General features: G+C 35.3%; 23 protein-coding genes. 18 read left to right on the plus strand and 5 right to left on the minus strand.

The genetic code is table 11. The features are described from left to right. Positions 1-132 precede the first annotated feature (132 nt). The 15 genes from AAAY30_RS02330 to AAAY30_RS02400 all read left to right on the plus strand — a co-directional run bounded on the left by AAAY30_RS02330 (position 133) and on the right by AAAY30_RS02400 (position 15,015). Positions 133-807 (plus strand): carbohydrate ABC transporter permease, encoded by a 675-nt coding sequence (locus tag AAAY30_RS02330; RefSeq protein ID WP_295027200.1) that lies wholly within the window; start codon positions 133-135, stop codon positions 805-807. A gap of 11 nt (positions 808-818) precedes the next feature. Next, positions 819-1,655: a carbohydrate ABC transporter permease gene (locus AAAY30_RS02335; RefSeq protein WP_295027202.1), complete on the plus strand. Its 837-nt coding sequence runs from the start codon at positions 819-821 to the stop codon at positions 1,653-1,655. Positions 1,656-1,666: 11 nt separating this feature from the next. Next, positions 1,667-2,077 carry an efflux RND transporter periplasmic adaptor subunit gene (locus AAAY30_RS02340; RefSeq protein WP_295027203.1) on the plus strand — a complete coding sequence of 137 codons (411 nt, stop codon included), beginning with the start codon at positions 1,667-1,669 and terminating at the stop codon, positions 2,075-2,077. A 3-nt stretch (positions 2,078-2,080) separates the two neighbouring features. Beyond that, positions 2,081-3,232 carry an ABC transporter permease gene (locus AAAY30_RS02345; protein ID WP_337781443.1) on the plus strand — a complete coding sequence of 384 codons (1,152 nt, stop codon included), beginning with the start codon at positions 2,081-2,083 and terminating at the stop codon, positions 3,230-3,232. Between the two features lie 36 nt (positions 3,233-3,268). Beyond that, complete coding sequence (locus AAAY30_RS02350; RefSeq protein WP_295026596.1) at positions 3,269-3,931, plus strand: hypothetical protein; 663 nt, start codon at positions 3,269-3,271, stop codon at positions 3,929-3,931. 188 nt (positions 3,932-4,119) lie between these two features. Beyond that, positions 4,120-4,566, plus strand: coding sequence for an RNA polymerase sigma factor (locus AAAY30_RS02355; RefSeq protein WP_295026594.1), 447 nt, complete (start codon positions 4,120-4,122; stop codon positions 4,564-4,566). Positions 4,567-5,066: 500 nt separating this feature from the next. Beyond that, positions 5,067-5,204: a DUF3789 domain-containing protein gene (locus AAAY30_RS02360; RefSeq protein ID WP_295026592.1), complete on the plus strand. Its 138-nt coding sequence runs from the start codon at positions 5,067-5,069 to the stop codon at positions 5,202-5,204. Then, positions 5,197-5,352 carry a hypothetical protein gene (locus tag AAAY30_RS02365; RefSeq protein ID WP_295026591.1) on the plus strand — a complete coding sequence of 52 codons (156 nt, stop codon included), beginning with the start codon at positions 5,197-5,199 and terminating at the stop codon, positions 5,350-5,352. The genes AAAY30_RS02360 and AAAY30_RS02365 overlap by 8 nt, the downstream gene beginning before the upstream one ends. Before the next feature lie 89 nt (positions 5,353-5,441). Next, complete coding sequence (locus tag AAAY30_RS02370; protein WP_295026590.1) at positions 5,442-6,962, plus strand: recombinase family protein; 1,521 nt, start codon at positions 5,442-5,444, stop codon at positions 6,960-6,962. Next, the gene (locus AAAY30_RS02375) at positions 6,959-7,858 is read left to right on the plus strand and encodes a recombinase family protein (protein ID WP_295026589.1); all 900 of its coding nucleotides are present in this window, start codon (positions 6,959-6,961) and stop codon (positions 7,856-7,858) included. The genes AAAY30_RS02370 and AAAY30_RS02375 overlap by 4 nt, the downstream gene beginning before the upstream one ends. Beyond that, positions 7,819-9,462 carry a recombinase family protein gene (locus tag AAAY30_RS02380; RefSeq protein ID WP_499215848.1) on the plus strand — a complete coding sequence of 548 codons (1,644 nt, stop codon included), beginning with the start codon at positions 7,819-7,821 and terminating at the stop codon, positions 9,460-9,462. The genes AAAY30_RS02375 and AAAY30_RS02380 overlap by 40 nt, the downstream gene beginning before the upstream one ends. 149 nt (positions 9,463-9,611) lie before the next feature. After that, the gene (locus AAAY30_RS02385) at positions 9,612-10,679 is read left to right on the plus strand and encodes an ATP-binding protein (RefSeq protein ID WP_302601867.1); all 1,068 of its coding nucleotides are present in this window, start codon (positions 9,612-9,614) and stop codon (positions 10,677-10,679) included. Beyond that, on the plus strand, positions 10,672-12,903 hold the full coding sequence (locus AAAY30_RS02390) for a S8 family peptidase (protein ID WP_303248263.1): 2,232 nt from the start codon (positions 10,672-10,674) through the stop codon (positions 12,901-12,903). Before AAAY30_RS02385 ends, AAAY30_RS02390 begins: the two co-directional genes overlap by 8 nt. Positions 12,904-13,080: 177 nt before the next feature. After that, complete coding sequence (locus AAAY30_RS02395) at positions 13,081-14,172, plus strand: hypothetical protein (protein ID WP_295053471.1); 1,092 nt, start codon at positions 13,081-13,083, stop codon at positions 14,170-14,172. Between the two features lie 210 nt (positions 14,173-14,382). After that, entirely contained in the window at positions 14,383-15,015 is a 633-nt protein-coding gene (locus AAAY30_RS02400) for an acyl-CoA thioester hydrolase/BAAT C-terminal domain-containing protein (RefSeq protein WP_499215847.1), read from the plus strand. A 121-nt stretch (positions 15,016-15,136) separates the two neighbouring features. On the opposite strand, the gene AAAY30_RS02405 is transcribed toward AAAY30_RS02400, so the two are convergent. Next, positions 15,137-15,367: a hypothetical protein gene (locus AAAY30_RS02405; RefSeq protein ID WP_302196690.1), complete on the minus strand. Its 231-nt coding sequence runs from the start codon at positions 15,365-15,367 to the stop codon at positions 15,137-15,139. Here AAAY30_RS02405 and AAAY30_RS02410 point away from each other — a divergent pair. Further along, positions 15,358-16,332 carry a Gfo/Idh/MocA family protein gene (locus tag AAAY30_RS02410; RefSeq protein ID WP_302190723.1) on the plus strand — a complete coding sequence of 325 codons (975 nt, stop codon included), beginning with the start codon at positions 15,358-15,360 and terminating at the stop codon, positions 16,330-16,332. The genes AAAY30_RS02405 and AAAY30_RS02410 overlap by 10 nt on opposite strands. A gap of 268 nt (positions 16,333-16,600) precedes the next feature. On the opposite strand, the gene trhA is transcribed toward AAAY30_RS02410, so the two are convergent. Continuing rightward, the gene (trhA, locus tag AAAY30_RS02415) at positions 16,601-17,245 is read right to left on the minus strand and encodes a PAQR family membrane homeostasis protein TrhA (RefSeq protein WP_302484271.1); all 645 of its coding nucleotides are present in this window, start codon (positions 17,243-17,245) and stop codon (positions 16,601-16,603) included. 204 nt (positions 17,246-17,449) lie between these two features. Between trhA and AAAY30_RS02420 the strand changes: the two genes are divergently transcribed. Next, positions 17,450-19,405: a fructose-1,6-bisphosphatase gene (locus AAAY30_RS02420; RefSeq protein WP_302601865.1), complete on the plus strand. Its 1,956-nt coding sequence runs from the start codon at positions 17,450-17,452 to the stop codon at positions 19,403-19,405. 363 nt (positions 19,406-19,768) lie between these two features. On the opposite strand, the gene AAAY30_RS02425 is transcribed toward AAAY30_RS02420, so the two are convergent. From AAAY30_RS02425 to AAAY30_RS02435, 3 genes are all read right to left on the minus strand, one after another. Then, on the minus strand, positions 19,769-20,677 hold the full coding sequence (locus AAAY30_RS02425) for a carbohydrate ABC transporter permease (RefSeq protein ID WP_022235037.1): 909 nt from the start codon (positions 20,675-20,677) through the stop codon (positions 19,769-19,771). Further along, entirely contained in the window at positions 20,677-21,555 is an 879-nt protein-coding gene (locus AAAY30_RS02430; RefSeq protein ID WP_022235036.1) for a carbohydrate ABC transporter permease, read from the minus strand. The genes AAAY30_RS02425 and AAAY30_RS02430 overlap by 1 nt, the downstream gene beginning before the upstream one ends. A gap of 101 nt (positions 21,556-21,656) precedes the next feature. Then, positions 21,657-23,003: an ABC transporter substrate-binding protein gene (locus tag AAAY30_RS02435; RefSeq protein WP_249376019.1), complete on the minus strand. Its 1,347-nt coding sequence runs from the start codon at positions 23,001-23,003 to the stop codon at positions 21,657-21,659. A 359-nt stretch (positions 23,004-23,362) separates the two neighbouring features. On the opposite strand from AAAY30_RS02435, the gene AAAY30_RS02440 reads away from it, so the two are divergent. Further along, on the plus strand, positions 23,363-24,241 hold the full coding sequence (locus AAAY30_RS02440) for a DUF624 domain-containing protein (protein WP_294657341.1): 879 nt from the start codon (positions 23,363-23,365) through the stop codon (positions 24,239-24,241). Positions 24,242-24,424: the final 183 nt, after the last annotated feature.

Below are 24,424 nucleotides of genomic sequence, written 5' to 3' on the forward strand. Positions count from 1 at the left end.
TTGCCATCATTTTTAGGGATAGCAGTTTTTTACGTTGTGCCGTACATAATTTGTTTTATAAAAAGCCTATACGTTGGAGGCACTTTTGTAGGAATAGAAAATTACATACACCTTTTTCAAAATAATACCTTTTTGCTTGCTTTAAAAAACACATCAATATTTACTGTTGTTGCAATACCGCTTTTAATGGTGATTTCGTTTTTAATTGCACTGTTTCTTAATTCTTTTAAGAAAATATCATCGTTTTTCAGAAGTGCCTTGCTTATCCCTGTTGTAGTGCCTGTAGCTTCGCTTATCTGCGTGTGGCAGGTGGTTTTTGATGATTACGGAGCAATTAACGGAATACTTAATTTTTTCGGTTTTAATACTATTGAATTTTTTAATTCCGAATTTTCAATGGTGATGATAATTTTTATTTACATTTGGAAATACTGCGGATTTTGTGTGATTTTGTTTACGGCAGGACTTGCAAATGTTCCGCAGTCGCTCTATGAAAGTGCAAGGCTTGATGGTGCAAGTTCATTTCAAATAGTTACAAGAATTACTATACCGATGATTACACCGACAACATTTTTTGTTTTCCTTATGGAATTGATTTATTCTTTCAAAATCTTCCGTGAGGTCTTTGCATTGTTTGGTGATTATCCGAATTCAAATGTCTATTTTCTGCAAAACTTTATCAATAATAATTACTACAATCTGAATTATCCCAGACTTTCGTCAGCATCAATAATTTTATCTGCGTTTATGATAATTGTACTGCTTGCTTTCTTCATTTTCGAACGAAAGCACAGCTTTGCAGAATAGGGGGCAGTAAAGTGAAAAGAACGATAAAAATTATTAAGTATATTTTTCTTATTTTAATTACAGCGATTTTTCTTTTCCCTGTTGTGTATATGATTGCCTGTTCGTTTATGTCAAATTCGCAGGTCGCTTCAATGCTGGATTTTACTAACGGAGCATATAAGGAGATTAACCTCATTCCTGAGATGTTCTCACTTGAACAGTATTATCAGGTGTTTTTCAGACGCCCTGAATATCTTCTTAAATTCTGGAACTCGGTAATTATAACATTTCCAACAGTAATAGCTCAAGTTATAGTATCTGCACTTGCGGCATTTGCTTTTGCAAAGCTGAAATTTCCTTTCAGAGATAAGCTGTTTTTTGTTTATATTGTTCTGTTAATTTTACCTTTGCAAGTAACACTTGTACCGAATTATATTGTTCTTGACAATCTTGAACTTCTTAATAACTTTCTTGCAATAATACTGCCCGGTACATTTTCTGCATTCGGAATTTGTCTATTAAGACAGAGCATAAAGTATATTCCCGAATCAACAATTGAAGCCGCAAGAATTGACGGTGCGTCATATTTTAAGATTTTTACAAACATTATTTTGCCGCAAATAAAGGGAGGGCTAATTACCCTGACTTTGCTCTGCTTCATTGATAATTGGAATGTTGTTGAACAGCCGCTTATCTACTTTGATGATGAGGCTATGTATCCACTTTCAATCGGACTGTCGGATATAAGTAACTCCGATTATGGAATAATTTTTGCCTGCGGAGTTATGTTTATGATAATTCCTTTGCTTATTTATCTTTATGGGCAAAGGGATATAGATTCGCCGTTTATTCAAGTTGATAAAAGTTAGGAGAGTGCCAAATGAAAAAAAATAAGCTGAAAAAATACGCATTACGATTTGGTATTGCATTTCTAATTGCGCTTGCTCTTCTTACATACTTCTCAACCACTATTGACAACATACTTTTGCCGCAGGTAAAGGTTACAGAGGTAACATATGGTACTATTGACGGAGAGCAGAGCCGTGATGACAGATATTTACTACCGCTTTCTGCTGTTGATGCAATGGGGAACACAGGGACGGTATTTGTTGCAAAAACTGATGAAAATAACAAAACCACTGTCAGCGAAGTTACCGTAGACATCAAAAACAGTGACGACCTTTATTATGAGGTAACTTCTGACAATATATACAGCGGTATGGAGGTTGTGTACTCGACTTCAAAGAGCATTGCAAATGGTGACAGGGTGCATATTGCTGAGGAGGAATAGCGGATGAAAAAGAAGAGAATTTTTTCTGCTGTTTTAGTTACAGTACTTACCATTTGTGTTTTTTGCCTTTGCTTTTATGTCAGCGGCAATGCGTTGCGTCAGCTGCCCTCTATAACGCAGATGAATTATAATCTGAAATCAGACGCTTTACCGCTTACTATTGCAGATATTGAAAAACTGTCAGAGCGAATTTCTTTTGATGGAGTAAGTTTTTGTGCAGAGCTTGAAGAAACAAGTGTTAAAGCGGAAACGGTTTTACCGGTTCTTACCAATGAGAGTTACTTTGAGATTTATAATCATAAACTAATCGGAAAAGGTTTTACAAAAGAGAATATGGAGAATAAAGACAAGGTTGCTGTCATTGAAAGCAGTCTTGCTCTTAAACTGTTTTTTAATACTAATGCAGTAGGAAAAACAATAACGCTAAATGATGAAGTTTACACAATTTGCGGTATCATAAATGAAGATGAAAACATAATAAACAGCCTATCAAGCGACGGAAAGCAGAGAGTTTATGTCCCTTATTCCGGCTACAAAGAATACAAAAACTGCGACGTTAATATCATTGCTTATGACAACAAATCTTTTTCAGCGCCACTGATTGAGCAGATGAATTTGACTCAGTACCACCCGACGAATTTTTCCGAAAAAGCAAAGGTTATCGAAAACTTTGAGCATATTTTACTTTTGATTTTGTTTATAGCTTTGTGTGCCGTGTCTTTGAAAATATGGTACAGACTATGCAGAAAGTTTGTTGCCGATATCAAAGAAAATCTGACTGAAAATTATTTTTGGAAATCACTGAGAGCAATACCGCACAAATATATTCTGTTAATTATAACAGCTCTCGGTATACCTGTGGTATTGCTGACAATATTCCTGCTGTCGGATTTCAGCATTTTCATAATATCAAAGTATATACCAAATGATAATATTTTTGATGTGTCCTATTACATATCGGTGATTGTTGATAATTCAAATAATATTAATTCTCTTGCTTTGACAGGTAATACTTTTCTTATTAACCTCTACTCAATTTCATTTTTATTACTTGTGTGGTTACTGGTTGTATTTGCGTTGTTTTCTGTAGTTCTTTTTAGTATTGTTAATATACTGATAAATAGAGTAATTTTGTTACTTCAAAACAGAGGCTAAGATTACTCAATTTTTAGAGAAAGAAAAATTTATACAATGTTATTAAAATTTGAAAAACTCAGGGAAGAGCGGCCAAAAGTTAGAAGAGTCTTTGATAAAATAAGTGATTTTTGTGATAAAATGTTAGTTGTAAACTATATTATTCTGTTTGTTTGTTCTGTAGTCATAATTGGTGTACCAACTGCATTAGCTTTTTTATCCTGTCCTGAAGATATTCGTGTATGGATTGCGTCAATTGTAGGTGGAATTTTATCTCTGGTTGTTATTCCGCTGTTAATTAATCATATAAAACGCAAACAGAAAATGGTTGACGAATTATATGAAAATAATAGGCCTTTATATGAAAGATTGAGTGATATATTAGTCAAGTTGTTAGCGGATGAATACATTGCTCATAATAAAAATGTACGTGCTGAAATGAATACTGCTGCAAAACAAAATCTAATTATATCTCCATTAAAGAAGTTTATTTGCGAAAATTATGAGAAAATGTGCAATACATTTTCGGTGAGTTTAATATGGGATATTGTTGATGTATATAATGAATGTTTGAATGATATTACAAAATATAGCAATATTCGAGCTAAAGTCAGAAAATGTTTTCGTAATATGAGAAGAGATTCAGGTGCAAAAGGTTCATTTTATATTAATCAGACTGTTATAAATATGCTTTGTTCTCATAATAACGAAAATAGATAAAATACATAAAGAAATAATTTAATTACATAATAAATCCCGACAAGTTATAGCTTTTAATGCTATTACCTGTCGGCATTTTTTTTACCTTTTTTGCGTTAAAAGCAGAAAGGGCAAAATGCTTTATAGGAATAAAAACCCTCCGATTAATCTGAAATTACGGAAATTCAGAACAATCGGAGGAAATAATATTGAAAGAATTATGGATAGACGGTCATTTTATTGAAGTGACAGACGAAGTCTATGCAGCTTATGTGAAAGGTCAAAGAAAAATTGATTATTTTGAAAAAGATCTGAAAACAGAGCGTGTTATTAAAGAAAAGGATGGAAATATCAAAGAAATTGTGCCAAGTCGAGAAGATTCTCTTAATAGGCTGATTGATGATAATTCAATGCAATTCTCGTATGACAGTAAAAGTGTAGAATGTGAGGTTGAGATAAATGTTGATCTTGAAAAATTACATATCGCTTTGCAACAACTGACAGCGGAAGAACTGGATATTATTAAAAAGGTGTTTTTTGAGAATATGACTGAACGAGAGATAGCTAAATTGCTTGGTATCTCACAGGTAGCAGTGAACAAAAGAAAGCATCGCATCCTTGAAAAACTTAAAAAAATCATAGAAAATAAAAATTAAAATTTTTAATTTTTATGGTTATCAACCCTCTCACTTAACGGCAAATAAAGTGAGGGGGTTATTTTATACCTCTGTGAACCTTGAAAACAGAATATCAGCACATCAGATACTTTCCTTCTGCTGTTCGGAATGGACAAGCTACAAGAGCGAACTCCTGTAAAGGACTTTAGGACTCTGACTTTGTAAGGTAAATATAAAGAAGGCGATGACAGGCAGATGGGATAATGATACTTCCGTCCGGTCGAAAGTCGAGCGTGATAAAACCGTCGCAACATACGAGGGCGGCTCTGGGAGATCCTCAGGGTGGTGAGATTCCAATGAAGTTGTATGCACAACTGTCTGATGTGTTCCTTGTCGCAGGAAATCGAGGATAAATAGCGACAATCGGATAGTGTGAAATACAGAACTATCCAAAACGATTGATAAACAGCAGGCGGCGGTTGTGCTGTGCATAGCCGTTGCCTGCGTAACAAATAAAATTATAGAATGGAGAGATTATAATGTTAGGTTTTATTATAGGTTTGTTTCTTGGTGCGTTTATCGGAGTAGCGGTAATGTGCCTTTGCAGTGTCACATCAAAAGCAGATGAAGATACGGAAAACTACAAATATGCGAAGGAAAACAAAAAAGATGAATAAGAGTAGAGCAATAAAAAATTCAGAATGTTACTATGAATTGAATATGTTGAAACTTCTCTTTAAAATGAATTTACTGACAGAAGAAGAATACAAATGCGTAGTAAAAATAGTTTTGAAAGAATCTGAAAACATTTTGCTGACCGCATAAAAAGCTCAAAAAAGATGTAATATTCGCTGGATAGTTTCAAACTATTGTGATATTGTTGTCTTGCAAAAATCCAAGGAAAGGGCGTTGAAATGGTAGTTACTGAAATACAGCCATCAAAAAATTCAGATAAAAAAATTCGACTTGCAGCCTATTGCAGAGTGTCAAGTGATTCTTCAGACCAGTTAAATTCATTTGCAACTCAGATTAAATATTATACTGACTATTCTAAAATTCACACTGAATATGAATTGGTTGATATTTATGCCGATGAGGGTATATCAGGGACATCTATGAAAAAGCGTGATGAATTCAAAAGGCTCATAAAGGACTGCGAAAAGCATAAGATTGATTGCATAATTACTAAGTCAATTTCAAGATTTGCGAGAAATACAAGTGATTTGTTGACCGTATTAAGAATGCTTAAAGCATTAGGTGTTCGTGTGTATTTCGAAGAACAAGCTCTTGATTCCGAAAAAATGAATGCTGAATTATTTGTAACACTTCCCGGTCTTGCCGCACAGCAGGAATCACAGAATATATCGGATAATATGCGGTGGAGTTATCGTAAACGAATGGAGTCAGGGGCTTTTAATACTACATACCCAGCCTTTGGTTATCGATTGTCAAACAATGAGCTTATAGTTAACGAAGATGAAGCAAAAACAGTAAGAACAATATTTGCTCTGTATTTACAAGGTATGGGAAAACAAGCCATAGCAAATACACTGAATGAAAATCAAATTCCGTCCCGAAAAGGTAAATGGCATTGCTTTACGGTAGATTATGTTCTTAATAATGAAAGATATATGGGAGATGCATTACTACAAAAAACATATACAACAGAAGCATTACCATTTGCGAGAAAGAAAAATAAGGGTGAATGTGCAAAATACTATATAGAAAACAGCAATGTTGCAATTATCTCCAAAGAAACATTTAACGCAGTAAAGGAACTACAAAAAAGGAGAAGTGTACAACATTTAACAAATTCATATCCATTAAGCAAAATTATTAAGTGTAGTGAATGTGGCCACAATTACAGACGGATAGTAATCAACAACAAAGCGTATTGGGGCTGTTCATATAAAGCGTCGCTGAAAACAGATTGTACAACACAAACACTTCTTGAAACTGATATATATGACGCATACATTACGATGATGAGCAAACTGAAAAGATATAAATCGGAAATTCTCGACAATATGATTAGTCAGCTTGAGTACATAGAAAATATATCAAATCCAAATCAGGCAACAATATCCGCTATAGATAAACAGATAGCCGATTTAAGCTCACAGAACATTATGGTTGCAAGACTCCGCACAAGAGGAATATTAAGTGAGAGTGAATACTCGAAGCAGACTCTTGAAATCAACTCAAAAATCTCAAAGCTGCGAAGTGATCGCAAGGTTCTGCTAAATGATGATTCAGCAGAGGAAACAATCAGCAATCTGAAACATCTGAGTGAAATAATAGATAAATTCGACTACCGTGAACAATTCAACGAGGAAATATTCAGTGACACAGTTGAACTGATTAAAGCAGACTATGATCATAAGCTTGTATTCACCTTAACAGGTGGACTTGAATTAACTGAGATTATTAGATGAAAGGACAAAAAATGAAAAACAGGACGGTTAAATACGGATATGCTTATCAAAACGGCATTATCACAATAAATCCGACAGAATCAATGACAGTGAAAAGAATATTTGATTTATATATCAGTGGGTTGTCATTACTGAAAATCGCACAGCTTCTGACTTCGGAGAACATTGAATATATGCCCGGAGAAGTATCGTGGAACAAAGGGAAAATCAAGAGAATAATTGATGATGATATTTACACAGGAATCGATTTATACCCTTCTGTAGTCAGTAAAGAAACATACGATAAGGCAAATAAAGTGAAAACTGCAAGAGATACTCAAAAGAATGTTGACAGAGAGTCGGATATATACAAACTCAATGTACCGATATTATGTGCCAACTGCGGTTCGCCCTTAAAGCGAAACCACGAAACAAGGTGTGTTCAGGGTACTCGATGGATTTGCAAAAACAACGATTGTCATAATATAATACATCTCAACGATGATACTTTGCTTAAAGAAACAACCCACTTGCTAAACACTATAATCAAAAATCCCGATTTAATAAAAGAGGATAACGGCTGTGGCGTTATCAGTAACGAAACCGTAAGGATTGAAAATGAGATTAGAAAAATTCTTGAACACGGAAAAATTAACAAAGACAGCATTACAGAGATGATATTCAGAAACGCTTCCATAAAGTATTCTAATATAAATTCGATAAATCATATAACGGAAAAGCTGAGATCAGACTTCAACACAAGTCCGCTTTCAGCTTTTTCATTATCGCTATTCTCAAAAACAGTTACCGCAATAACCCTTGACAAAAGCTATATAAAGATAACGCTAAAGAATAATCAAAAAATCGGAGGTGCACTATGGAACAAACAGTATTGCAGCGAAAGGTCAACTACATAGCCCCAAAAATAAAGACCGAAACTGATGCCGAAAATTCCTACAGACAAATTCGGGTAGCCGCATATTGCCGTGTATCTACTCAAATGGAAGAACAGCTCAACAGCTATGAAGTTCAGGTAAAGCATTATACCGACAAAATCAACAGTGAGCCAAAATGGTCTTTTGCAGGGATCTATGCAGATAAAGGTATCTCGGGAACAAGTGCCAAAAAGCGAGATGAATTTATGAAGATGATTCGAGCCTGCAAGCGGCACAAAATTGATATGATTATAACGAAATCAATATCAAGATTTTCACGAAATACACTTGACTGTCTGAAATATATAAGAATTCTGAAAGAACTCAATGTTGATGTGTATTTTGAAGAACAGGGACTGCACAGTAAGGATGCAGGCGCCGAATTCTATATTACAATCTACGGCAGTATAGCACAGAGTGAAGCAGAAAATATCAGCGCCAATGTAAAATGGGGCAAGCAACAAAGTGCAAAGGAAGGCAAGGTGTCATTCTCCTATAACTCATTTCTTGGATACAAAAAAGGAGCAGACGGAAAACCAGAAATCGTTGAAGATGAAGCGAAGGTTGTCAGAGAAATATTTGATAAATATCTTGAGGGTGAAAGTGTAAGAACAATAGCTAAATATCTGACTGCCAATCAGATTGCCACCCCCACTGGAAAGGAAGTGTGGCATTACGGTACTGTCAAATCAATTCTATCAAATGAAAAGTATAAGGGTGACGCTCTCATAAATAAGACATATGTAGTTGACTGTATCTCAAAAAAGGTTAAAAGAAACAACGGAGAAAGGGCTCAAAACTATGTAGAAAACAATCACCCTGCCATTATCTCCCCCGAAAAGTTTAATCGAGTGCAGGAAGAAATGGCGAGAAGAACAAGTAAGAAAAAGGTTAAACAAATAGGCACAAAAACCGAGTTGGGCAAATACTCAAGTAAGTACGCTCTGTCGGAACTGCTCATATGTGGTGAGTGCCACACTCCCTATCGCAGATGCACTTGGACTACAACAGACGGCAAAAAGAAAATAATGTGGCGATGTATTAACCGACTTGATTACGGCAAAAAGTATTGTCACCACTCCCCGTCAGTTGAAGAAAGTGTATTGCAAAATGCCATTGTACAAGCTGTTCAGAATAACATCGGCAAATGCTCGGAAGTGCTTGAAAAATTAAAGCAACACATTAAAATGGGACTTTCAGGCGAACAAACTGAAGATAAAACAATAGATATTCAAATAGAAATTGCAAGGTTAGACAAAGAATATGTCGATTTGCTTAATCAGATAACTGCCGATATTGAGAATGCAGAAGCTTTGGAATCACAGCTTGAAGAAATCATAATTAAGAAACACAGCTTACAAAACGAATTGCAAATATATGAAAACTCAAACAGCAAACAGGCAAATACAAAAACAAGACTTGATGAAATCTTCCAAATCATAGAAGGACTTAAAAACCATCCTATGGAATTTAACGATGTAATTATCAGACAAATAATCGACTGCATAATCGTAGAATCAAAAGAGAAAATCAAGGTGGTATTTGTTGGTGGGTATGAGGTGGAACAAAGGCTGTGTTCTGATTGAGGGTGAAGTTCGATTTATATCAGAAAAATAAGCATATATATAGTGATGCCTTAAACAGACACTTATAATAAACTCTAAAAGATTTGTCCCAATATATTGATTTATGTCCCAGAACGTGCTATAATTAAAAATATGAGAGGTGATGTGTTTTGAAAAAGCAAAATGTTATCAATCTGATAAAATATCATGTTGAAAGAAACGAAAATGCTTTTAGAAACGAAGCAATAAATATAGCAAGATATTTTGACAGTATTGGAGATGAACAGTTGGCAGAATATATTATGAGTTTGATTGCTGAATCTAATTTGTATACACCTCAAAGCAGCGATTTTGAAAGTGAATTTTTAAAACAAATTAACACTAATGTAATGGAACCATTAAATTTACCAACTGAAATTTCAGAAGATATAAAAGGAATTATTAATGCGGTTAATCACAATATCGGCATCAATAAATTTTTATTTGAGGGTCTCCCGGGTAGCGGAAAGACCGAGGCGGCTAAACACATAGCTCGTTTGCTGGATAGAACTTTATTTTGTGTGGATTTTGATAACTTAATTGATAGTAAACTAGGGCAGACTAACAAGAATATAGCAAGTGTATTTAATGAAATTAATATGCTTCCAAATTCAAATAGAGTGGTTGTATTATTTGATGAAATAGATGTAATTGCATTAGATCGAATAAATTCCAATGATGTGCGTGAAATGGGAAGAGTTACTTCAACTATCTTGCGAGAACTTGATCGTCTAACTGATTTAAATAAAGAAATAGTGATTATCGCAACAACCAATTTATTTTCGAACTTTGACAAAGCATTAATTAGACGTTTTGATGCTGTTATTAATTTTAATCGATATAGCAAGAATGATCTAATTGAAGTTGCTGAATATTATTTCTCGGCATTTATCAAAAATTTCAAAGGGATTTCTAAAGATACAAGATTATTTAAAAAAATCTTAAATGCGTCTGACGAATTGCCTTATCCCGGAGAACTGAAGAATATTATCAAAACATCTTTGGCTTTCAGTGATATTAATTCCGGATATGATTATTTAAGAAGGCTTTATAACAGTTTGATTGGTAATCTTGATAAAACCGATATTAACCAATTGTATGGAAAGGGCTTTACGGTAAGGGAAATCGAAAAACTCAAAGGAGAGTCAAAAAGCACCGTATCAAGAAAACTGAATAAGGAGGATGAAACAAATGAATAATGTTTTGGAACTAAAAGGAAACCGTTTTGTTCAAGCACCAAAGAGTGCCAGCGGTGGCGGTCCTGCGATGAATAGTAAAGTAGTTGTTACAAGTCAGAAATTGAAGGAACTAACATCCAAGCTTTTTCAGATTAAAGATTTTTGGGCACACGAAAATAGACCATTTAACGGTATTTTAATTAGTGTGCATTATAATAAAATAGTAGCTAAAAGCAACCGTATTGCCGGTCTGTTTAAAGGAGATCAATCTAATTATGCTATCGTAGGAGCAAAATTTAATGCCGAAAAAACAAAGCATATAATCACCTATTTTTTATCAATTGATGATTTAGATAGCAGTATGGATATGTTATATAAATCAGATGAAATAATATCTTCTGTATTTAAAGATGACATTACTAAAGCAATTTTTGATAATTATGTGACCGATAAAATCAATTTTAAAAAATACGGATTAACAAAAAGTTTATTCAAACAGATAGTGGCTGATGTATCATATATTGACGATTTTGAAGTAGAAAAAGCAACTCAACAATTTAAGGAAAGTATCATTACTTTGTATGATACAGGAATGGATACAAAACAACTATTCCACGAAATTGGCATTGATATTTTATCAAGCAGGATTCTCGATAATCGTACGGTTTTCTTAGATGAGAATCAATCTAAAGTTTTGTTTGAAAAGGCTCCTTATCTTGTTTCTATGGCAACAGAAAATTTATCAGACCTGTCCCCTGAAGATTTTATTGAAGATTATCAACAAGATATTGTTCATATTCCATCACCAAGCATTGAGCCTACTATTGGTGTAATTGATACATTGTTTGATATTCGGGTATATTTCAGTGAATGGGTAGAATATCACGACATGGTTGATAAAAACATTCCCAAAAATCCCAGTGATTATCGTCACGGAACAGCGGTATCATCGATTATTGTAGATGGACCAAAGTTGAATCCTTGGCTGAATGATGGATGCGGAAGATTTAGAGTAAGACATTTTGGTGTTGCAGCCGGAGCCCAATTTTCATCATTCACAATTATTAAGCAAATAAAATGTATTATTGCCGAAAATAAGGATATTAAAGTTTGGAATATTTCTTTAGGAAGTAATAAGGAAGTAAATGATAATTTCATTTCAGCCGAAGCTGCAGTATTGGATCAGATCCAAGCCGAAAATGATATAATCTTTGTTGTTGCGGGAACTAATAAGCCAAATGAAAACATTGAAAAAATCGGATCTCCGGCAGACTCAATAAACAGTTTAGTAGTAAATGCAGTAACAAAAAGCGGATTATCAACTAAATACACCAGAAAAGGTCTTGCGCTTTCCTTTTTCGCCAAGCCTGATGTTAGCTATTATGGAGGAAGTGAGGAAAAGTATATTCAAGTTTGCGAACCATTGGGCGCTGCATTTGTAGCAGGAACTTCCTTTGCTGCTCCTTGGATTGCAAGAAAATTATCCTATTTGATTGATGTATTAGGTTTGAACAGAGAAGTAGCTAAAGCAATGATTATAGACTCAGCGAGAGGTTGGAATGAAACACCGACTCCGGAAGAAGTTGCTATTTATGGGCACGGTGTTGTTCCAATCAAAATTGAGGATATCGTCCAGACAAAAGACGATGAAATCAAATTTGTGGTAACAGATATAAGTGAGAAATGGAATACTTATAATTATCATTTTCCTGTTCCGCTTAAAGATGACAGTTACCCTTATTTTGCTAGAGCGACTATGTGTTATTTCCCGATATGCGACAGGTCTCAAGGAGTCGATTATACAAACACCGAGCTTAATCTGCACTTTGGAAGAATAAAAGATAATGGAAAGCTGATCGAAATAAATGACGATAAGCAAAATCAAGAGGATTCGTTGGGAACAGCAAAAAGTTTTATTCTTGAAGGCGAAGCAAGAGAACGATTCAGAAAATGGGATAATGTAAAGTATATATCAGAGAAGCCAAAGAGTAGAAAAATCCCCAAAAAATCGTACAAAAATAAAAAGTGGGGAATGGAAATAAAAACAAATAATAGGTTAGATCCAAAAGATGGTGTGGGACTTCGTTTTGGAGTTGTAGTGACGCTGAAAGAAATGTATGGCGTTAACAGGATTGATGAATTTATCAGAAATTGCAATTTGAACGGTTGGCTGGTTAATAAGATTGATATTGAAAATAGAATTGATATCCATGAGAAAGTTAATGAAGAAATCGAATTTAGCTGAAAATGACATCAAAATTCTAACCTAATTCTTTAAATTGAAGAAAATCTTTCAATTTGTGAAAACATATTTTATGCTCTCTCCCCCTTGCAAATTTAAATAATCTGAACATTTTGAATGATTGGTAAAGTAATTCGATTTTTGTATGTTATTGAAAAACATTATATGAGGTGATTTTATTTGTTTGAGGATTATGCATCAGTTTTTGATTTAGGTGATATTTTACCAAGAGATAAATCAAGATTAAGAGAAGATATAGGGATGAAAAAGAAAATAGGAAAATTTTCAAAAGAAATTAGAGAGATAACTAAGCAAGAAACTTGTTATTACTGCGGTAATAAGTTTACCAGCTTTTGTAATTCTCATTCTATACCTGCATTTGTTTTAAGAAATATTGCAGAAAATGGCGAGGTGCTTACCCTAAATGCCTTTATTGATAATCCCATATTTAAAGTTGACAAAGGTGTTAATCAGGCAGGAACATTTAATTTAATTTGCAGAAATTGTGATAGTAAGATTTTTTCAGAATATGAAAATCCGGAAAATTATTGTAATGTTCCAACACAAAAAATGCTTGGGCAAATAGCTTTGAAAAATAACTTAATGGCTATAAGTAAAAGAATGTTTGAAATTAACTTATATGATAAGGCAGAAAAAGAACTTGGTTTACCATCAGAATTAAGGCGAGTAAAGAATGAAACAAATACTTTGGATTTAAATGAATATATTGAAAGCTATAAAAAGGCTAAAAAATCTATAGACAAAAATAGTACTTCGGATTACTATCTATGTTATTATGAAAAATTAAATTATGTGGTACCGATAGCTTTTCAAGGTGCAATAGCGTTAATTGCAGATTTCAATAGAAATATTATTAATAATATTTATAATATGTCTCCCGAATATAAAGTGAAAAATATAAACATATGCGTATTCCCATTACAAAATGAAACCGCAGTTTTTATGTTTATAGAAAGCGGAGATAAGCGTTATAGGAATTTCTATAGGCAGTTTAACAAGTTGGATAGAGATGATAGATTATTAGCATTAACCTATATAATGTTATCTTATTCTGAAGAAGTGTATTTTTCAAAGCGAATTGAAAAAGAGATATTTCCCAACGAGCAACTTCAAAAAATTAGCAGAAATACGTCGGAAATATTATCTCCTACTCCTTTTGTTGATCCTATATTAGTAGCAAAGGAAGCTTATGATTTATCTAAAAGAAAACTTATTCCAAATCTTCTTTTAGAAAAGTACAAGATAAATTAATTTGTGGTAGAGAATTTATACGCTCTCTGCATTGATTAGCAGTAATATACTAATGTATTAGGGACATATCAAGCGTTTTTGCTAATAATTATTTTCGTTTTCGTTGGTTCGAAACTACCATAAAAATTGGCAAAAACATCTTTTTTGCTCAACCCTGACAAAATCCGTTCTCATTGAGGACGGATTTTTATTTTTGCCTGTATGTTGCTTATGCTTGCTTTGGTGGCGGCATCTTATTTTTCTGATATTACTTTAACTGTTGCAATGACGCCAAGCGACTTCGTATGGCAGGGGTTTATGCAAGGTAATAAAGATGGCTGTAAAGAATGGCCTATTGAGGGTGAATCTACATTATCGTGGCATGGAAAACCTCTTGATTATATGCCTTTTGTGTATAAACACCCTGATTATTGGAAAGTGATAGAACAGGAAACAAAAGGAACAGGCAATATTCTGTGTTCAAGAAAACTTTTTGATGATTCCGAAAAAGCGTATAATCTCACCGAAAAAGAAATGATTAAGGTTGAAAATATTTGCGGAAAGTTATGTTTAATCGGCGCAGATGACGATACTTTATGGAATACGGGAAAGTATATAAGACGAATGGACGAGCGATTAAAGAAAACGCCTCATAAGTGTGATTACGAGGTGCTTGTGTACAAATACGGCACTCATTTTGTGTTCCCTGAAACATTAATTAAATTACTTGTGCCGGGCTTTTCAAAATTTGTTATGAAATTTGTTTTTAAATCAGCTAAAGAGCATGCCGATGAATGTCGGCAGACAAGAATTGATATTGATTTAAAATTAAGAAAGGTTATGCGTGAATGGAATAATATGTGATTCTAAAAATATTATCCAAATATTCAAAACAATATCAATAATTAAGACAGTAAACCGCCGCTCAGTAAAAATCTGAGCGGCGGTTTTAGGTTTTAGGTTAAATTATTTTAGCGGATTGATTTTATTCAAGGCCCCAAAAGTCATAATAAGCATTTTCTTTTGCTTCGGTTTGCTCTATCGGAGAAGGTGTGGAAGTTGTAATTACATCTTCGTTAATTATTATAAATAAAAAAGCAAAATTTGACTTATTATTAACATCAGTTACATTTACAATTGCCGTTTGTAATGCTATACTGATTTTGTAATACGAAAGTATTATATTATGAAACGGAGCTGGTGATGATGAAGACATTTAATTGGGCAACACTTGGTTGCGGTGTAATTGCAAACGAGCTTGCGCAAGCAATGCAGAGCCGTGGACAAAAGCTGTACTCTGTGGCAAACAGAACTCACGAAAAAGCGGTTGCTTTTGCCGAAAAGTACGGTATTGAAAAGGTTTATAACAGCATTGACGAGCTGTTTGAAGATGAAAATGTTGATATTATTTACATTTCTACACCGCATAATACACATATTTCTTATTTAAGAAAGGCGCTGAAAGCGAAAAAGCATGTGCTTTGCGAAAAATCAATAACGCTTAATTCAGAAGAACTTGAAGAGGCAATAAAGCTTGCAAAGGAAAATAATGTTGTGCTTGCCGAGGCTATGACAATTTACCATATGCCGATTTATAAAGCGCTCAACGAAAAAATCCAGTCGGGCGATTTGGGAGAGTTAAGACTTTTGCAGATGAATTTTGGCAGTTACAAAGAATATAATACGAAAAACAGATTTTTTAACAGAAATCTTGCGGGCGGTGCAATGCTTGATATTGGCGTATATGCGCTTTCTTTTGTAAGATGGTTTATGACCTCTTGCCCTAATGAAGTGCTCTCACAAGTCAAATATGCGCAAACGGGAGTTGACGAACAGGCAAGTATTCTTCTTAAAAACAAAGAGGAAGAGATGGCGTCTGTGATACTTTCACTGCATGCAAAACAGCCAAAGCGTGGCACAATTGCTTTTGACAAAGGATATGTTGAAATTTTTGAATATCCGAGAGGACAGAAAGCGGTTATAACATACACAGATGACGGACATACAGAAACTGTAAGTGAGGGCGAAACCAAGGATGCCCTGCTTTATGAAGTTGAAGATATGGAGCAAACGGTTGCAGGTAACGCTGACTTAATGCACCTTGATTTTACAAGAGATGTAATGAAAATTATGACCGATATTCGCAAAGAATGGGGAATGACCTACCCGGAAGAAGAGTAACGGTTATTCATTAACGGTTGAGTTATTATGATTTAGCAAATTGTTTTATCGAGCAATTATAAAAGGTAAAAGGCTTGACCTGTATTTAAAAATTATTTCGCTTAATTTGTGCGAAAATCATAATTTCCCCCAACTTTTGATAAAGAATCTTTCTTATTTTTCGGATTTACCCCAACTATTTACATAGAGCCGAAAAATATAGGATTAATTATCAGTTTGCAAACGCTGCTTCAATGAAAAACGACTGCCCGCAGACAGTCGCTTTTTGTTATATATTCCAGAATCCGAGTAAGATTGCAAAGTAGTGAAAAACACTGCCTGCAATGGTGAATAGATGCCATATTGAGTGAAAGTATTTTACCTTTTTTATTGCGTAAAATATAATTCCGAGTGTATAGAAAGCTCCGCCGATTATTAAAAATACAAGTGAAATACTCGGCATTGATGCAATAAGCGGTTTTATGGCAAAGATTATTACCCATCCCATTGCCACATAGCAGAAAATTGACGGTATTCGTGCTTTTTCAAGGTTAATTGAATTCATTACAATTCCGAATATTGCCGCACCCCACACTATGCCGAATAATATCCAACCTACTGCGCCTTGCAGATAGTAAAGAGTAATGGGTGTGTATGTTCCCGCAATCAGCAGAAAAATTGTATTGTGGTCCATTATTCTGAAAAAAGCCTTGGCTTTTTTGTTTGTAAACGAATGATAAAGAGTTGACATTGTGTAAAGAATAATCAGCGAAGCACCGTATATACACGAGCTGACAATTCCCCATACATTGGTGTGGATTACCGAGGCGACTATCATTACTGCTGTTCCGGCAACAGACAGGCAAGCGCCCACACCGTGCGATACAGAGTTAAAAATTTCTTCTCCGAGTGTGTATTTTCGTTTTTCAGACATTGTATGCCTCCAAGTATTGTTGAATTTTATTTTATTATACATTTTATATTGATTTTGTTCAATATCCTGAATAATGCAAATTGTAAAATCTAAAGCGTTTGCTATTGACTTTCGGCATAACAGATTTATTGATTTTTATAAAAATATTGAATTATGCAAGAATTGAATATATAATAAGGGTATAATGAAATTGGCGGTGAATTTATGGAAAAAATAAGATTTTTGGAATGTCTTTCAAAGCAATATCCGACCATAGACAGTGCTGCAACGGAAATTATTAATTTGCAGTCAATTTTAAATTTGCCAAAGGGAACAGAGCATTTTTTGTCTGATATTCACGGCGAATACAAAGCCTTTGCCCATGTACTGCGCAACGGGTCGGGCGCTGTTATGAAAAAGATTGACGATGTCTTCGGCGATACTCTTTTTGAAGACCAAAAAGAAGATTTGGCTTCACTTATTTATTATCCGTCAGAAAAATTACAGTATGTAAAAAATCAGGGCAGAGCCGACAGCAGTTGGTATCGCACAACGCTGTACAGACTTGTGTCTGTGTGTCAGATTGTATCTTCAAAATACACACGCTCAAAGGTAAGAAAAGCTATGCCTGAAAATTTCAGATATGTTATTGAGGAGCTTATTACCGAGAAAAAAGAAGTTCTCAATAAAAAGGCTTATTATGATGAAATTATAAATACAATTATAGAGATAGGTTGTGCGGACGAGTTTATAGTTGAGATGTCAAACCTTATTCAAAGGCTTGTTATCGACCATCTGCATATTATCGGCGATATTTATGACAGAGGCTACGGCTCGCATTTTGTAATGGACAGCCTGATGAATTATCATTCGCTTGACATTCAGTGGGGAAATCACGATGTATTGTGGATGGGTGCTTTTGCGGGTCAGCCTGCCTGCATTGCAAATATTGTGCGTACAAGCCTTTTGTACGATAATCTCTCTGTGCTTGAAAACGGATACGGAATAAGTATGATGCCGCTCGTGCTTTTTGCAATGGAAACCTATGCAGATGACCCCTGCGCTCAGTTTACAATTCGCAGTCGCCACGGCAGTGAGATGGATACTCAAACTGTGCTCGCAATGAAAATGCACAAGGCGATTACGATTATTCAGTTTAAACTTGAGGGACAGTTAATAGCAAAACATCCCGAGTATAATATGGATAACAGACGCTTGCTTGACAAAATTGACGCAGACAAAGGAACGGTTACAATTGACGGTAAGGAATATCCTATGCTTGACCGATATTTCCCGACAATTGATTTTAATAATCCTTATGAGCTTACAAGTGAAGAACAGTCGGTAATTGCAAAGCTATGCAATTCATTTGTGAACTGTTCAAAGCTGAAATCACATATTAATTTACTTTTGCAAAAAGGAAGTCTTTATAAGGTTTGCAATAATAATCTGCTTTTCCACGGTTGTATTCCGATGAATGAGGACGGCAGTTTCAGAAATATAAATCTTTTTGGTGAAGATTTATGCGGAAAAGAACTTTACGATGAACTTGAGCGCTGCGCCAGAAAAGCGTTTTTCTCCGTGAATGAAGAAGAAAAGCGAGTGGGCAGGGACATTTTGTGGTTCTTGTGGAACGGTGCGGATTCTCCGCTGTACGGCAGGGATAAAATGACTACATTTGAACGGTATTTTATCGCAGACGAGAGCACCCATAAAGAAATAAAAGATGTTTATTACAGACTCTTTAATGATGAAGAGGTTGTAGACAGAATTTTTAAAATGTTCGGTATAAAGGGCGACAATGCTCATATTATAAACGGTCATGTGCCTATTCACCATACAGAGGGCGAAAGCCCCGTTAAATGCAACGGCAAGGTTATTATAATTGACGGCGGATTTTCTCAACCGTATCATAAAGTTACGGGTATTGCGGGTTATACGCTGATTTATAATTCATACGGTTTAATGCTGACCGCTCACGAGCCGTTTAAATCGGTTGATTATACAATCCGCAGCGGCAGAGATATGCAGACAAATCAGGTAGCGACCGAGGTCAGCCAAAAGAGAATACTTGTGGGGGATACCGACAACGGCAAAAAAATACGAGAGAACATAAAAGATTTAAAAGACCTCATAAAAGCCTATCGCAACGGTACACTAAGACAAAATCAGAAGAATTAAATAAAGCCGAGCTCTTGATTGAGTTCGGCTTTGCTATATGTATATGAATAGTTTAAACGATTATAAAACTTTTACGGCTTAATGTCAATAGTTGGGGTAACCCGGAAAAAATCGAATAAAGTGTAATTACAAGCAACAGAGAATCAGACTGTCGCTTGTTTTGTTGTAGAATTGATATGTTTGCTTGAAAACATAATAAAATACTGCCGAAAGCCTCTTCACTCAATTCAAAGAGTACATCTTCTTTCCTCTTAAAATATGTGTAAAAAGTACCGTTTGCCACTTTGCAGACCGTTGTTATTTCAGCAACGAAAATTTAAAAAATTCAGGACATTTTCACATTGAAAATGTCCTGAAAAATTATTAACCCTTTACAGCACCGGCTACTACGCCTTCAATAATGTATTTCTGACAAGCAAAGTAGAAAATAATTATCGGAATAATGCTGAGTACGATGAGCGCCATAATGGCACTTGTATCTGTGTGACCATAACTACCGTTAAGATACTGAATATGAATAGGAATGGTTTTGTAAAGCGACTTATCAAGAATAAGATAAGGGAGAAGATAGTCGTTCCAGATCCACATTGTTTCGAGAATACCAACCGAAATAAATGTAGGTTTCATAATCGGAAGAACTATGCCGAAGAAAGTTTTTAGCGGACCTGCGCCGTCAACATCGGCCGCCTCCTCAATTTCAATCGGAATAGATTTTACAAATCCCGAGAACATAAACACCGCAAGACCTGCGCCAAAACCAAGATATATAACCAAAATACCAACGGGGTTTGTGAGGTGAAGGTTGTCGGCTGTTTTTGCAAGGGTAAACATAACCATCTGGAAAGGTACTACCATTGAGAAAATGCAGAAGTAGTAGATGATTTTGCAGATAATTGAGTTTGATCTCTGTAAATACCATGCACACATTGATGTGCAGAGCAAAATCAGAAATACACCGCCAACAGTAATGAAAAGCGAGCATAAAATTGTTTTCCAAAATGGGAAATTACCAAAGAACATACCTGTAATATAGCTCTTGAGTCCGTAAAAGGTTTCTGCATTTGGCAATGCAAACGGATACTTACTGATGCCTGCATTTGTTTTAAACGAGTTCATAAGAACAATAAAAACAGGTGCAACATAAAATACAGAAATTATTGAAAAAATAACTGTGAGTATTTTCATACCCTTTGTTTGCTTTTTCTTAGGCGGCTTTTCTTTTTTAGCCTTAACTTTTGTTGCAGGAGCAACTTTAGTTGTTTCGTTAGCCATTACTGCTGCACCTCCCTCTTTCTTGTAAAGTAAAGCTGTGCAAGTGCTATAATTACAACAATTACAAAGAAGATTACAGCCTCAGCCTGTCCAACACCTCTTGAGTTCTGGTTAGCGTAGAATGTGTTGTAAATATTGAGAGCCATCATCTGTGTCTGATAAATCATTGTACCGCTTGTTTCAGATAGAACGCCCGGAGCACCGCCTGTGAGGGCAAGGTTCTGGTCAAACAATTTAAATGAGTTTGTAAGTGTAAGGAATGTACAAATTGTAATTGATGGAGCCATCATTGGAAGAGTTACATTTGTAAGTAACTGCTTTTTGTTTGCACCGTCTATTTTTGCTGCTTCATAGAGGTCGGACGGAACGCTTTGGAAACCGGCTATGTAAATAATCATCATATATCCGGCTTGCTGCCAGCACATAAGAATTATAAGTCCCCAAAAGCCGAAGTTAGCATCAAGCACAATGTTTGTGCCGAAATTCTGTAAAATACCGTCAAATATAAGTTTCCAAATGTAACCGAGGATAATACCGCCGATAAGGTTTGGCATAAAGAACACGGTTCTGAAAACATTTGAGCCTCTTATGCCAAGCGTAAGAGCATAGGCGACAAAGAAAGCGATTGCGTTAATGAGAATTACCGATACTACCACAAAAAGTGCGGTAAACCAGAATGAGCGGATAAACGATTCGTTCTGAAAAGCTTTTATGTAGTTGTCAAAACCTACCCATGTTGCATTACTTGTTGTACGGAATTTACAGAACGAAAGGTATATGCCCTGAAAGAATGGGTATATAAAGCCGATCATAAAAGCAATAAGAGTAGGCACAACAAAAACAAGAAAATATATTTTTCTGCTGCGTTTTTTAAACATATTTTTACCTTTCTGTCAAACTTTCTGTCAAAAAAACAGGGAAGACGATGCCGCCTCCCCTGCCATACATTTTAACCTTTAATGATTAATGGATTTACGGATTAGCCGTTAGCCTTAGCGTATTCTGTAGCCCAGCCCTGTACGAATGCTGTCTTAACATCATCCCATGAGCCTGTGCCTGCTGCATACTGTGTAAGAGCTGTACCTACGCCGTTTTTCCAGTCTTCACTTGGCATTGTTGTAAAGTTCCAACTTACCGGAGTTTTGCCTGCTGCTGTGTATTCAGCATCAGCCTTTACAAATACATTGGTAGCTTCCTTAGCAGCCTTGAAAGGAATTACAAAGCCCATATTGTCAGCCATTGCAGATGTACCTGCTTCGCTTGTTACACACCAGTCTAAGAAATCAAGTGTTGCGTTGATGTCATCTTCACTTGCGTTTTTGTTTACACACCAGTAGTTCTCAGAACCTGTGCAAAGTCCCTGGTTCTCTTCGCCGTCAACACCGATGTAAATCGGGAGCATACCGAGATCGTCGTCTGTAAGACCTGCGTCCTTAATACCTGTGTATTCCCAAGTACCGTTCTGATAGAATACAGCCTCGCCTGATGTAAACTCTGTTACAGCGTCTGTAGCTGTCTTGTTTGCAAGATCAGTCGGAGCACAAGTTGAATCTGTGATGTAAAGATCAAAGATGTTCTTGTAGTTGTCAAGGTATGTACCCTTGATAGCGTCTGTAGATGTAATACCGTCTGCCTTGTACTCATAGTAGATTGGGAGGTTAGCAAGGTGAGTCTTGAATCTCCAGTCTGAAGATGAATCCATACCTGCTGATGTAAATGCACCCTTAACGCCAAGGTCAGAAGCGTGAGCCTGAATTTCGTCTGCAACAGTCTTTAAAGCTGCAAAGTTGTTGAGCTTGTCAATTGATTTAATTGTTGCAAAATCAGAATCAAAATATTTCTTAAGAAGTGTCTTGTTGTAAATAATACCGTATGTTTCTACAACATAAGCAATGCCGTAAACGCTGTCGCCTTCTTTAAGAGCAAAATCCTGATTTGTTAGCTGTGAATAAAGCTGTGAATCTTTAAGGTCATAGCAATAATCTTTCCAGTTTGCAAGACCTACAGGGCCGTTTACCTGGAAGAGTGTAGGAGCGTTGTCCTTATCCATTGCAGCTGTAAGGGTTGATTCGTATGTACCCTCGGCAGCAGTTTCAACAGTAACCTTAACGCCTGTTTCTTCTGTGTACTTAGCTGCTAAAGCCTGCCAATCCTTGTCCTGCTCAGGTTTAAAGTTTAAATAATAAACCGAACCTTTTTTAGCGCCGTCTGATTTGCTACCGCTGTCGCTTGAACTTGAGTTGCCGCCGCAGCCTACGAGTGATGTTGCAGCCATGAGAGCAGCAACGGAAAGAGCAGATGCTCTTATGATTGTTGACTTTTTCATAATTTTCACCTTAATTTCAATTATTTACTCTTTGCGAGCATTGTGAAAAGCAATCCTTGCTTTTCTTCGTTATCACAAGGATAACATATTTTTGTCACAGTTGCAAGAGTTTTTTAAAAAAAGTTTAAAAAATTTATATTTGTTATAAAAACACGGTGTTGCGTAAAATGAATAATTACAAAAAATTACGGCAAATTTTTCAGTGGAAATCTGACTCGTTTCGCCGTAATCATATCAAAACAGCATAAATAATCGGTTGAATTTACAGTTTTGTAATTTATTAATATTAAATTACTATTGCTATAAAAGCTTATAATGTGGTAGAATTGTATTAATATCTTTTAAAAGAGAAGGTTTTTATGAACAGTTTTTCAAATAGTGCTTTTGCACGGTTTTTTACTGAATTTCCCAAATTACTGCTTGCCCAACTTATCAATGCAGTTGCGTTTGCGGTATTTACGGCGTTGTTTGTTTTGATAGGTTACCTTACGGGTTTTAACAATATTATAGTATGGTGTCTGGGAATTATTCCGTCAATGCCGTTTTTTGCGGGACTTGTTATGACGGTGCGAAAAATAGGAATTGAAAAAAAAGATGTACCGGTTGCAAAAACATTTTTCGGTACAGTTAAAGAGAATTTTAAGGCGTTTTTATTGCACGGAGTTGTTACTTACGCAATTATAGCTTGTTCGATATTTGCGTTTATGTATTATTTTTCATTGCTCGGTTCAAGTCTTGCATACGGTTCAATGCTTACCGTATATGTTCTGTTTTCGCTTATTCTTACATCTATGATGTTTTATGTGCCGATAATGTCGGTTACGTATGAACTGAAAATATCAGATATTTATAAAAATTCTTTTATACTTGTTTTCGGTAATATCCTTAAAAATATTCTTGCAATGCTTTTCTTTATTGCCGTATCGCTTGGTTTTATATTATGGATTGCCGCAGCAGAGGGAGCAATGCTGGTGATTGCAATAACAGTTGCGGTTTTATTCTATCCCTTGATAGCAACTTATGGTGTGAATGTCATAATAGCAAAGGGATTACAGGAAAATGTTGGTTCTTTTACAGGTAAAGATTTATTGGTTGATAAAGAATTTGAAGAAAAAGTAGAAAAAATAGTTGAACAGCAGGCTGTCGAAAGAGCAGACAGCAGTAATGATTATGTCTTTGTAAACGGAAAAATGATTAAGAGAGAATCAAATACTACAGACAGTAAAACAGAAAAATAATATAAAATTACGCTCCGCATAGGTTGTCGGCTGACCTGTGCGGAGTTTTGCTTTTGTACTTTTTTTAAGTGGGAATATTATGGTTTAACATAGTATTACAAAAAATATAAGACTATAACAAAGTATTTTGCTAAACCTTATTTTAACTCCTTTACTCCGATATAAAAACGGAATAAAAAAGAC

It is taken from the genome of Ruminococcoides bili, from assembly GCF_040093295.1.
GTDB classification, from domain to species: domain Bacteria; phylum Bacillota; class Clostridia; order Oscillospirales; family Acutalibacteraceae; genus Ruminococcoides; species Ruminococcoides intestinale_A.